This is a genomic window from Arthrobacter sp. NPDC080086 (assembly GCF_040702285.1).
Map to the genome: position 1 here is coordinate 33269 of NZ_JBFBKP010000016.1, position 11623 is coordinate 44891.

11 protein-coding genes are annotated in these 11623 nt (G+C 70.5%); 4 read left to right on the forward strand and 7 right to left on the reverse strand.

Going from position 1 to position 11623, the window contains the following annotated elements:
- Positions 1–22 precede the first annotated feature (22 nt).
- A complete protein-coding gene (locus AB0305_RS08120; RefSeq protein ID WP_364136512.1) occupies positions 23–688 on the reverse strand; it encodes a hypothetical protein in 666 nt (221 codons plus the stop codon).
- A gap of 60 nt (positions 689–748) precedes the next feature.
- Here AB0305_RS08120 and AB0305_RS08125 point away from each other — a divergent pair, with 60 nt between their 5' ends.
- The gene (locus tag AB0305_RS08125) at positions 749–2299 is read left to right on the forward strand and encodes a PLP-dependent aminotransferase family protein (protein WP_364136510.1); all 1551 of its coding nucleotides are present in this window, start codon (positions 749–751) and stop codon (positions 2297–2299) included.
- A gap of 128 nt (positions 2300–2427) precedes the next feature.
- Here the strand turns inward: AB0305_RS08125 and AB0305_RS08130 are convergent, their stop codons facing one another.
- Both AB0305_RS08130 and AB0305_RS08135 read right to left on the reverse strand, forming a co-directional pair.
- Positions 2428–3120, reverse strand: a complete 693-nt coding sequence (locus AB0305_RS08130; protein WP_364136508.1) for an SRPBCC domain-containing protein — start codon at positions 3118–3120, stop codon at positions 2428–2430.
- Between the two features lie 4 nt (positions 3121–3124).
- Positions 3125–3754: a helix-turn-helix domain-containing protein gene (locus tag AB0305_RS08135; RefSeq protein ID WP_364136506.1), complete on the reverse strand. Its 630-nt coding sequence runs from the start codon at positions 3752–3754 to the stop codon at positions 3125–3127.
- A 192-nt stretch (positions 3755–3946) separates the two neighbouring features.
- Between AB0305_RS08135 and AB0305_RS08140 the strand changes: the two genes are divergently transcribed.
- Positions 3947–4936, forward strand: coding sequence for an RluA family pseudouridine synthase (locus AB0305_RS08140; protein WP_364136691.1), 990 nt, complete (start codon positions 3947–3949; stop codon positions 4934–4936).
- A gap of 9 nt (positions 4937–4945) precedes the next feature.
- On the forward strand, positions 4946–5629 hold the full coding sequence (locus tag AB0305_RS08145) for a VTT domain-containing protein (RefSeq protein ID WP_364136504.1): 684 nt from the start codon (positions 4946–4948) through the stop codon (positions 5627–5629).
- A gap of 2 nt (positions 5630–5631) precedes the next feature.
- Here the strand turns inward: AB0305_RS08145 and AB0305_RS08150 are convergent, their stop codons facing one another.
- From AB0305_RS08150 to AB0305_RS08165, 4 genes are all read right to left on the reverse strand, one after another.
- Positions 5632–5937, reverse strand: coding sequence for a hypothetical protein (locus tag AB0305_RS08150; RefSeq protein ID WP_290256686.1), 306 nt, complete (start codon positions 5935–5937; stop codon positions 5632–5634).
- A gap of 299 nt (positions 5938–6236) precedes the next feature.
- On the reverse strand, positions 6237–9074 hold the full coding sequence (ppc, locus tag AB0305_RS08155) for a phosphoenolpyruvate carboxylase (protein ID WP_290256687.1): 2838 nt from the start codon (positions 9072–9074) through the stop codon (positions 6237–6239).
- 128 nt (positions 9075–9202) lie between these two features.
- Positions 9203–10057 (reverse strand): Rieske (2Fe-2S) protein, encoded by an 855-nt coding sequence (locus AB0305_RS08160; protein ID WP_364136502.1) that lies wholly within the window; start codon positions 10055–10057, stop codon positions 9203–9205.
- A gap of 180 nt (positions 10058–10237) precedes the next feature.
- Positions 10238–10918 carry an NAD(P)-binding domain-containing protein gene (locus AB0305_RS08165; protein WP_364136500.1) on the reverse strand — a complete coding sequence of 227 codons (681 nt, stop codon included), beginning with the start codon at positions 10916–10918 and terminating at the stop codon, positions 10238–10240.
- A 123-nt stretch (positions 10919–11041) separates the two neighbouring features.
- On the opposite strand from AB0305_RS08165, the gene AB0305_RS08170 reads away from it, so the two are divergent.
- Positions 11042–11623: TetR/AcrR family transcriptional regulator (locus tag AB0305_RS08170; protein ID WP_366172359.1), on the forward strand; the 582-nt coding region annotated here is incomplete at its 3' end.

An 11623-nucleotide genomic window follows, 5' to 3' on the forward strand; every position in this document is an offset into this window, starting at 1 on the left:
GGGCGGACAGAGCTTAGGCCGGTTAGGACGCCGGCGCGGTGGTGCCGGCGACGGCTTCCTCCGGGTCGGTCCGGGCGAGGTCCGCTGCGCCCTCGGCCGTGCCCTTCTGAGGGTCGGCGATGGTGAAGCGGGGCAGCATCAGCTGCACCAGCGGGCCGATGGCCAGCGCGTAGAGCACCGTTCCCAGACCCACCGAACCGCCCAGCAGCCAGCCCGCGCCGAGGACCACCACCTCGATGCCGGTACGGGTCCTGCGGACGGGCCAGCCGGTGCGCCTTGCGAGCCCGGTCATCAGGCCGTCCCGCGCGCCCGGGCCCAGCCCGGCCCCAATGTACAAGGCCGAGGCCAGCCCGTTCAGCAGCACGGCCGCGACCAGGAGAGCCGCCTGGCCACCCAGGTGCGAGAACTTCGGGATGACGGCCAGGCCGATGTCGGCGAAGACACCCACCAGCACGGCGTTTCCCAGCGTGCCGATCCCGGGCCACTGCCGCAAGGGAATCCAGATCAGGAGCACCAGGAAACTGACGATAATGACCGTCGTTCCCAGGCCCAGCCCCGTCTTCCCGGCCAGGCCCTGATGGAGCACGTCCCACGGCGCAGTACCCAGGCTGGCGCGGATCACCATGGCGAGGGAGATGCCATAGAGAACGAGGCCAATCAGGAGCTGGGCGAGTCTGCGCGTCATCATGCACCCATCCTGTCTCAGAACTGGCATTGAATTCCATATCCAGTTTGAAATACTGGCCCTATGACAGGATCGCTGACGCCCGCATCCCTCGGCCGGCTTCTCGGAAGCTGGAACCCCGGGGCCTCCCCCGCCTACCGCGAGCTGGCCGACGTCGTCCGTTTGCTCATCCTCGACGGGCGCATCGGCCTGGACGTCGCACTGCCCAGCGAGCGGTCCCTGGCCGGGAACCTCGGCATCAGCCGCACCACCGTGACCGCCGCGTATGCGCTGCTCCGCGAGCAGGGCTACCTCAGCGGGGGCCAGGGCAGCCGCAGCCGGAGCCGGATTCCCGCCCGGGGCGCGCACCCGGTGGAGACCGGCCGGAGGCTCAGCGGCGCGCCCGGACTCGCCGCGCCGGAGGGTGTCCTGGACCTCGCATACGCCTCGCTTCCGGCCAGCGGCGAGGTGGTGCACCGCGCCTTCGCCGCCGCGCTCACCGAACTGCCGGCCCTGCTGCCCGGCTTCGGCTACGACGCGCTAGGCGTGACGCCGCTGCGCGAGGCTATCGCGGACCGCTACACAGCGGCCGGGGTGCCGACGACGGCGGACCAGGTACTGGTGACGTCGGGCGCGCAGCATGCGCTGACCATTGTGCTGCGCACCCTCGCCGGCCGGTCCGGGAAGGTGCTGGTGGAGCACCCCAGTTACCCGAATGCCCTCGATGCCATCCGCGCCGCCGGGTGCCGGGCGGTTCCGGTGGCGATGCCCCTCGCCGTCGGTGACGCGGCCGGGTCTGGAAAATCGGGCGGCCAGGGCAATTCCCGGGGTGCCAGCGGACCTGATGCCACACCGGGCAACGCAGGCTGGGACCTGGAGGCGATGGAGGCGGCGTTACTCCAGCAGCGCCCCGCGATGGCGTACGTCGTTCCCGATTTCCACAACCCGACCGGCCGCCTGATGCCGGATGCGCAACGGCGCCGGCTCGCCGCGGCCGCCGCAGCCGCCGGGACGGTGCTGGTGGCCGACGAGACGCTCCGGGAACTGAACCTCGACGGCCTGCCCTCAACCCCAATGGCGGCGTTCGGCCCCTCCGTGGTGACTATCGGCTCGCTCAGCAAGTCGCACTGGGCGGGCCTCCGGGTGGGCTGGATCCGCGCCTCGGAGCCGCTGATCCAGCGGTTCGCCGCGGCCCGGACCACGCTGGACCTGGGCGGCCCGGTGGTGGAGCAGCTCGCCGCCGCGCACCTGGTCCGCAACCTGAACGAGCCGCTCCCCGCGCGCCTGGCCTCGTTGCGCACCAACCGGGACATCCTGCTGGACCTCATCGCCCGGCACCTCCCCGGCTGGCGGGCGGAACGGCCCGACGGTGGACTGTCCGTCTGGTGCCGGTTGCCGGCCCCGGTCAGCACGGGCCTCGCCGTCGTGGCGCCCGACGTCGGCCTCCGCCTGGCCGCCGGGCCGCGCTTCGGCGTCGGCGGGGCCTTCGACCAGTTCCTCCGCCTGCCCTTCACCCTGCCGCCGGAGCAGCTGGAGACCGCGGTCCTCTCCCTGCGCGAAGCCCAGGACCGGCTGGACCGGTCCCCGCAGCTGCGCCGGCCGCTGGCCCCCGGGCCCTCCGCCGCCATCGCCTGACGCGCGCGTTCCGACGTCCGCGCCCGTTTCGAGGTCCGCCCCGCCCGTTTCGACGGTTCCCTGCGGATTCGACGCTCAGCAACGTCTATCCGGCGGGGAACCTTCGATGTGGCGGCCCGTGGTGATTCCTAGGCGTAGACCTTCGCGAAGAAGCTGCCCCAGACCCGGGCCGTTTCCTCGGAATTGCCGTGGCCGCTGAAGTCGTGCACGGTCATGCCGACCGGTGCGCCGAAGGCGTTGCGGCCGAAGAACCGGTACATCGCGTCCGCGGTGCGCAGCCCGAGGAAGTTCTCGTTCACAAAGTCCACCTCGCCCGCGAGGCGCCCCACGCCGTCAAGCTCACGCTCCACCGGTTCGCCCGCGGTTGAGCCGGCGACACCGAGCGCTTCCTTGAGCCGGTCGAAGCCGTCCGGGGCCTGCGAGGTTGCCGGCGCCTGGATGTCCGTGAAGACGACGGGCCTGCCGTCGAAGTGCTTCAGGTACTGGCCGAGGGTGTGGAGGTAGAACGCCGTGTGCTTGCTCGCTCCGTCGTACTGCTGGTCCCAGTTGTCCGCGAAGATCCCGCTGTGGACGTAGTGCAGCCGGGCGCGGCCGCCCTCGAGCGGCTCCAGCACGTGCTCCAGCTGGTTGAACCAGCCGTCCGGGCCCTCCATGCGGGACACCAAATGCGAGGGATACTCCTCCACCGTCTTCACGGCCGGCCACTGGTCCGTGGGGAACATCCAGGCGGGCGTGCCGGCGGTGACGGCCTCCCAGACGCGTTCGGGCGTGCCCGGCAGGTCGGTGTCGTAGACGATCTCGAATTCGCGGTTGTCGGTCATGGTCCTAGTCCTTGGCTGTGGGGGTTGGGGATGGGTTCTTCAGTGCAGGGTGGAGCGCGACGACGAGCCGGTGCTTCCGCCCCGCGGGCCGGGAGCCCGCCGGGTGCCCGGTGCCGCCGTCGTGGTACTTGTCGACCAGCCGGGTCACCGCCTCGCCGAGTTCCCCGGCGAAGGCTGCCCGGTCCGCCGCGGAACGAAAGGTGATCTCGCCGTCGATCGCGAAGGTGGCCAGTTCCTGCCGGGCGGCGGCTGCCCCGGCGATCAGCCGGCCCACTTCCTGGACCATACGGCCGGCCAGTGCCAGCAGCCAGAAGGCCGAAAACCGGTCCGAGAACAGGCGCGGGTCCGGGGCCACGGAGGCCAGGGCGGCCGGTGAGATCAGGTACGACGACGCCGTCGCCCGCAGGATGCGCTCGGTGACGTTACCGCGCCGCCGCTCCTCCACCAGTTCCACCAGGCCGTGCTGCTCCAAGGTCCGCAGGTGGTAGTTCACCTTCTGGCGGGGCAGCCCCAACCGGGCGGCGAGCTGGGTCGCGGAGCCCGGGTCCGTCAGCTCGCGCAGGATCCGGGTACGGATCGGATCCAGGGTGGCTTCCGCGGCCGCCGGATCCTCGATCACCTCAATGGCTTGCATGCTCCAAGTCTCATCACCGACAGATTTATTTGTCAAGGAATATTTTTCCGTCGGTCCGCCTCGACAGTTCCCTGTCAAAAAGACGCTCAAGAACGTCTAACCGGCAGGGAACCGTCGAAGTGGCCGAGACGCCGGGGAGGGGCGGGCGACGCCGGAGGCCCGCGAAACCCCGCCGCGTAGAATGGACCGGTGATGCAATCCCCCCTCCCCGTGCGCGACGGCGTGAATGCGACCCGCCTGCGACTGCCGGAGGAAGGTCCGTGGGAAACCGCGATGGACTACATGATGCACCGCTGGGGCCACATCGACCCGCAGGGCATCGCGGACCGGTTCGACGCCGGCGAGATCGTCGGCGAGGGCGGGATCCCGCTGGACCGCACCACCCCGCTGCGGCACCACACGTTCATCTGGTACTACCGCACCCTGCCGCCGGAGACCCGGATGCCGGTGGAGCTGAACATCCTGCACCAGGACGAGCACCTGCTGGTGGTGGATAAGCCGCACTTCCTGCCCACCACCCCCGGCGGGACCTACATCCAGGAGTCTGCCCTGGTCCGGCTGCGGAACCAGCTGCGGCTGCCGGACCTGATCCCGATGCACCGGCTGGACCGGATGACCGCCGGAATCCTGCTGCTCTCGACCAACCCGGAAACCCGAGGGAAGTACCAGGTCCTGTTCGAGAAGCGCCAGGTCCAGAAGGAATACGAGTGCGTCTCCGCCGCGGAGCCCGCCCCCGGCCACCCCGCCGTCGACTTCCCCGTGGTGGTGCGCAACCGGATGACCAAGTCGCGCAGCTACCTGCTGGCCGAGGTGATCGAGGGTGAGCCGAACACGGAGACCCGCATCGAGCGGATCCGCACCTTCGCGGCGGCGCACGACGTCGGCGACTCCAACGGGGGCACCGACGACGTTGGTGCAGGGAGGGACGCGAGCCCCCGCCGTGCCCTCTACCGGCTCGAGCCACACTCCGGCAAGACCCATCAGTTGCGCGTGCACATGGCCTCCCTGGGACTCGGGATCGTCAACGACGCCTTCTACCCCGACCTGCTGGACAAGGCCCCGGACGACTACTCCAAGCCGCTGCAGCTGCTGGCCCGCGGCATCCGCTTCGTGGACCCCGTCTCCGGAAAACCCGTCGAATACCGCAGCCGGCTGACTCTCTCCGAGGCCCGCACCAACTAACCGCCACGGATGCGGTACGTTGTGGCCATGGACCTGGCCAATGCTGATACCTGGGGTTCGGCGATCTACTTCTGGATCGTCCCCATGGTGGTCGGCGACGCCATCTTCCCGCCGGTCCCCTCCGAGATGCTGATCATCACCGGCGGCGCCCTCTGCGCCGACGGCCGGGCCAACATTTTCTTGATCATCCTGCTGGCCGCGGCCGCCTCCTGGCTGGGCGACCTGCTGGTGTTCCAGCTCTTCAAGCGCCGGCTCAGCCACGTCCTGGACCGCTGGAGCTGGGGCCGGACGTTCCACAGCGGCATCCACCAGGCAATCGCCAAGGCTGGCCGCTCATCCACCTACGGCGGGATCATCGGCCTCCGTTTCATCCCCGGTGGCCGGCTCGCCACCACAGCCGCGGCGGGAATCGCGAACGTCTCTACCCGCGGGTTCAGCCTCTGCGCGGCCCTGGGCGGGACGCTGTGGGCGGTCTGGTCGGTGGGCCTGGGTTACGCCACCGGCTCGGCCACCAGGCTGCCGTTCTGGGCGAGTTCACTGATCGGCGTGGCGCTGGGGATCGTGATCGGCGCCGTCGTCGGGCTGGTGGTGACGCGCCGCCGCGGCAGCCGCTCCCCCGTGGTGGAACGCGGCGCCGGCTCGGGCAACAACGGGGACGCGCAGACGGACCCCGACGCCGAACTGGACTTCTAGGCCTACACCGGCGCCCAGCGGCCGCGGTTGCGCCGCAAAACCGTGAGGTTTCCGGTGAGCGCCACGCGTTCGACGGCGTCGCGCATCATGGCGGCAGCCTCCAGCGCCTGGCTGTTCTCCGCCGCGTAGGCGGTGGCCTCCACCAGGAAACGCAGGTTCAGCTGCGGGACGCCGCCGGCCAGCTCCAACTGGTGGGCCTCCACGTGGTGGCGCGTGCCCAACGCCTCCACCGCCGCGTCCATGACGGCCTCCGGCGGATTCCCCGGCCGAAGTCCGGTGATCTTCAGTCTGGTCTGGAAGGAGGGCATGGATCCAGCCTAACCACCCCACCGGCCCCCGACGCTCCCTCACATCCAGCGGCCGCCGCGGCGACGCTCCCTCACATCCAGCCGCCCTCAGGACGACGCTCCATCACATCCAGCACTTCCGACGGTGAATTTCCGCCACACCTGAGGGAGCGTCACCAAAAAACCCGCCACACCTGAGGGAGCGTCACCAAAAAACCCGCCACACCTGAGGGAGCGTCACCAAAAACCCGCCACCCCTGAGGGAGCATCACCCAAAAAACCCGCCACCCCTGAGGGAGCGTCACCGCAGAGGCCCTTGACTATCCCGTGTTGCGCAGGCCCGCCGCGACGCCGTTGACGGTGATCAGCATGGCCCGCTGCAGCCGCTCGTCGATCTCCCCGCCGGTCATCTCGGCGTCGGAGGACCCGGTGCCCGCCGCCCGGATGCGGCGCAGCAGCTCCACCTGCAGGTAGCTGATCGGGTCCAGGTACTGGTCCCGGATTTCCAGGGAGCGCTTGAGCCCTGGCTGGGCGTCCAGCAGCAGGTTCTCCCCGGTGAGGGCCCGGACCTCGGCCACGGTGAGGTCGAACTCGGCGCGGATGGCGTGGAAGATCCGGTGCAGTTTCTCCGGGACCAGGGTGGAGACGTAGTAGCCGGCGATGTCCATGTCCGTCTTGGCCAGCGTCATCTCCACGTTGGAGAGCACGGAGCGGAAGAAATGCCAGTGTTCCATCATCACGGCCAGCTGCTCGGTGTGGCCGGCCTCGCGGGCGGCCTTCAGACCGGAGCCGACGCCGAACCAGCCGGGCACGATCTGCCGCGACTGGGTCCAGCCGAAGACCCACGGGATGGCCCGAAGCCCCTCCAGCCCGGCGCCGGAATCGGGGCGCTTGGACGGCCGCGAGCCGATGTTCAGCGAGCCGAGCTGCTCCACCGGGGTGGAGGCCACGAAGTAGGCCGGCAGGTCCGGGTCGTCGATCAGGCTGCGGTAGCGGGCGAACGCGGCGTCGGAGACGGTGTCCATGACGTGGCCGTAGCGCTCGCGCTGGTCCTTGGTGGTGCGCGGCGCCCGGTGCAGCGCGGACCCCTGCAGGACGGCGGCGAGGGAGAGTTCGAGGTTCTCCCGGGCCAGCTCGGGCAGCGAGTACTTGTCCGCGATGACTTCACCCTGCTCGGTGAACTTGATCTCGCCGTCGAGCACGCCGTTCGGCTGCGCCAGGATCGCGTCGTAGGTGGGACCGCCGCCGCGGCCCACGGACCCGCCGCGGCCGTGGAAGAGCCGCACCCGGACACCGTGCTTGGCGGCGACGTCGCGCAGTTTGCTCTGGGTCTTGTGGATTTCCCACTGGCTGGTGATGACGCCGGATTCCTTGTTGGAGTCCGAGTAGCCGAGCATGATTTCCTGCACGTCGCCGCGGAGCCGGACCAGCTCGCGGTAGGAGGAGTTGGAGAGCAGCGCGTCCACGATCTCGGCGGAGGCGCGGAGTTCCTCGACGGTTTCCAACAGCGGCGCGAAGCCCAGCTTGGCGTACGGCGCCTCGCCGAAGAGGCTCACCAGGCCGGCCTCGCGGGCCAGGACGGCCGCGGCGAGGACGTCGTCGGCGCCGCGGGTCATGGAGATGATGTAGGTTTCGACGACGTCGGGGCCGAAGGTGCGCAGCCCGCGGCGGATTTCGCGGAAGACGTCATAGGTGCCGTCCGCGGCGCCGTCGAGCTTGATCGGGTGGCCGGAGAGCGGCCGGCGGGAGGCCAGCTCGGCGCCGAGCACCTCCAGCCGCTGGGCCCGGCTCAGCTCGGCGTAGCGCACGCCCGGTCCACCCAGCCGGTCCATCAGCTGGCCGACGGCGTCGTGGTGGTGGTCGGCGTGTTCGCGGATGTCGAGGGTGGCCAGGTGCAGGCCGAAGGAGGCCGCGGCGCGCCGGACCCGGGCCAGGGCGCCGTCGGCGGCCAGCGCGCCCTGGTGGTTGCGCAGCGAGGTGTCCAGCAGCTCGAGCTCGGCCAGCAGTTCGGCGGTGGCGGCGTAGTCGCGGCCGGGTTCGTGCGTGGACCCGGCGGCCACGCGGCGGCGGGTGTTCAGCAGCTTGGCCTTGATGCAGGTGAGCTTGAGCCGGTAGGGCTCCTGGGCGTTCAGCTCCAGCACGCGGCGGTCCAGGCCGGGCAGGTTCTTGAGGTCGACGTCGATCGAGTCCAGCAGCGCCTGGTCGGCGCCGGCCAGGGCGGTGGAGTTCGAGAGCATCGAGATCAGCCCGTCGATCAGCTCGATGCAGATCCGGACGGCGTGCTGGTTCTGGATCTGCAGGATCTCGCGGGTGACGGCGGCGGTGACATTGGGGTTGCCGTCCCGGTCCCCGCCGATCCAGGAGCCGAAGCGGACCGGCGCCGTGCCCACCGGCAGGGTCACGCCGTGCTCGGCCAGCAGGTCCGCGAAGTCGGACATCAGTTCCGGCATCGCATCCGTCAGGATCCCGGTCAGGTAGTAGATCGCGTTCCGTGCCTCGTCCACCGGGGTGGGCCGGACCTGGCGGAGCTCGTCGGTCTGCCACATCTGGTCGATCACCTCGGCCAGCTGCCGGTCCTGGCGGCGGCGGGCGGGGGTTCCCTCGGCGGTGGGCTGGGCCAGGATGTCCGAGAGCCGCCGGACCTTGTCCAGCACCGAGCGGCGGGAGGCCTCGGTGGGGTGGGCGGTGAAGATCGGCCGGAGGTCGAGGGCGTTGACCACGTCCTGCAGCACGCCGGTGCCGGCCTTCTCGGCGATCTCGGCGATCGTCTTGGCCAGCCAGCCGTCCTTTTCCTGGCGGTTGCGCAGCCCGCGGACCCGGTGGACCTGCTCGGCGGCGTTGACCAGGTGGAAATAGAAGGCGAAGGCGCGCACCAGGTCGGTGGCCTGGTCCAGCGGCAGGGAGCCGAGGAGTTCGCGGACCTGGGCGACGACGTCGTACGAGCTCCAGGGGCCGGTGGCGTCCGCGCCGCCCCGGGCGGCTTCCTTCGATTCCTTGGTCAGCAGCCGCACCTGCTCCACGAGGTCGAGGAGCTCGGGGCCGTGCTGGCGGACCAGGGATTCGCCCAGGAGCGTGGACACCCGGCGGACGTCGGCGCGCAGTTCGGCGGCGAGGTCGTCGGCCAGCTCGAGGCCGGAGGTCAGTGCAGTGTCAGCCATGGAAGCATCTTTCGAGGTTCGAGGTGGCTCGTACACTGCGCTGGATACTGTGAGCCGGGTTACCTCTGGGATGTTACCCGCCTCACGCGCCGCGTGGGGAATCGGTTCCGTCTATTGGGCCGGGGGTATCAGGCCGTCCGGCGCCTGATTTCGATCCGCCCCTCGGTGATCCTGGTGTCATAGGCCGGCTGGGGCCGGGTGGCCGGGCCCCGGACCACTTCTCCATCGGCCAGCCGGAATGTGCTGCCGTGCCAGGGGCAGACCACGCAACCGTTGTCGACCGTGCCCTTCTCCAGCGGCCCGCCGGCGTGGCTGCACACACTGTCGACGGCGAGTATCGCCATGCCGGTCCGGTACAGGAGGACGGTGACCTTGCCCGCCTCGACCTTGCGCGACCCGCCCTCGGGGAGTTCGGCGTCGTCGAGCACCGGCGTCCACTTCGAGGGGCCGTTCCGGTCCGCGGTCCTGTTGACGTTGACCGCGTTGGCGAAGCTCAGGTGGCCGCCGAGGAACCCGCCAAAGGTCAGGACGCCCAGTCCCGCCAGGCCCAGGGCCGTCCCCGCGCCGCGGTTGCCCCGGAAGCGGGCGGCGCTGGAGCAGGCGTAGAGACCCAGGGCCACGGTGTTCACCGCGGCATGGACCAGCCCAACCCGTCGCGGTTTTCCGGCCGTGTCCGACCAGTCGTTGAGGCCGGCCGCCGCCGTCGGAACGGCTGCGGCGATCCCCACGGTCACCAGCAGGTCCGCAGCCGGTTCCATCTCCCTGCCACCCACGGCGTCCAGGAGGGAGGCCATGGTCCACGCGCCGATCGGGATATCCGTGAGCAGGGGGTGCAGCGGGTGGCCCAGGACGGTGCCGCTGAGCAGGTTGCGGACGGCGCGGGGCTGCACAGCCTTGCCGACCAGGCCGGCGAGGGCGGACGCCGGACCGTCCAGCCCGTCGAGGCGTTCGATGGCGGCGACGACGGAATCCATCGGGTTCATAACGGCTCCTCGGGTGGCGGGCGGAACGACCGCACAGCACGGGAGGCTGCCGGTCGCCTGAGGCGGCCCGGCGCTGCCGGGCCGCCGGATGGACCCAGTGTTCCACCCGGGCCGCTTCAAGGCCCGGGACCTTTGGCCCCGGGCCTCGCTGCGGGGACCTCCCTGGTCCCCGGCCGAACCCTAGCGCGCGATCTTGAAGTTGAAGTCCGCGTTGCCCAGCGCTCCCCAGAGCCGCAGCCAGACCGGCAGCAGCATCTCGGTGCCGCGGGCGGTGGTGATGTCGCCGAGGTCGATGATGTCGCGGTGGCCCAGCTCGGCGAGCAGGCCGGACACCTGGGCCTTGGCCTCGGCGTCGTTGCCTGAGACGAACACGGAGTGGTCGCCGCCTGCCACGCTGGCGGGGTTCACCATCACGGAGGCGTTCATGGTGTTCAGCGTCTTGACCACCCGGGCCGCCGGGAAGGCGCGCTGCAGCTGCTCGCCGAGGCTGTCCGTGTTCACCGGGTTCAGCGACGGCGGGAACCCCTGGGAGAAGTCCAGCGGGTTGGCGATGTCCATGATGACCTTGCCGGCCAGATTCTCCTCGCCGGCCGCGGTGAGGGCGGGAAGGGAACCGGAGCCGTTGGTGGCGTTGACGATCAGGTCCGCCCCGGCGGCGGCGTCGGCGAAGGTGGTCAGCCGGATGCCGGGGTGCTCGGCGTGCCACTGGGCGAAGGGGACGCCGCCCATGGGGCCGGCCTCGGTACGGGCCAGGGTGGCTTCCGGGTCGCGGGTGCCGATGACGACGTCGTGGCCGAGCGCGACGAGGGCGGCGGCGACGGCGGGGCCGACGGTTCCGGTGCCGAAGACTGCGATATTCATGGTGACCTCACTGGAGACGGGAATTCTTGGCAGACAGGTTTGTCTACCTCTTTCCGGGACGCTATCAGACAGATCTGTCTATGCACAAGGGCGCGCAGACAGACCGGTCTGTAGCATGGAGGTATGAGTCCAGCAGCAGCACCCGCACCGGCCGCCCCGCAGGCGGTCCGCACGCCCGCCGGCCAGGCGCGGGAGAAGATCCTGGCCACGGCCTTCCGGTTGTTCTACGCCCACGGCCTGCGGGCCGCGGGGATCGATACGATCATCGCCGAATCCGGCGTCGCCAAGGCCACGTTCTACAAGTACTTTCCTGCCAAGGACGACCTGATCCTGGCCTACCTGGAGCACGTGGACGGGGTCTGGTCCGGGCAGCTGCACGCCGCCGCCGAGGCCGCCGGACCGGAGCCGGCCCGCGAGCTGGTGGGACTGTTCGACGCGCTCACCACGGCCTGCCGCCGCGATGGCTACCGCGGCTGCGCCTTCATCAACGCCGCCGCCGAGTCCCCCTCCGGCACCCGCGTGCACGAGCGGACAGTCGCACACAAGCAGTCCATCCTTGCCTGGATCACCCAGCTGGCCGAACGGGCCGGCGCCGGGAATCCGGAGGCCCTCGCCCGCAGCCTGACCCTGATCCTCGACGGCGGCCTGGCCAGCGGGGTGCTCGACGCCGACCCCGCCGCCGCGGCCGCCGCCAAGGCCACCGCG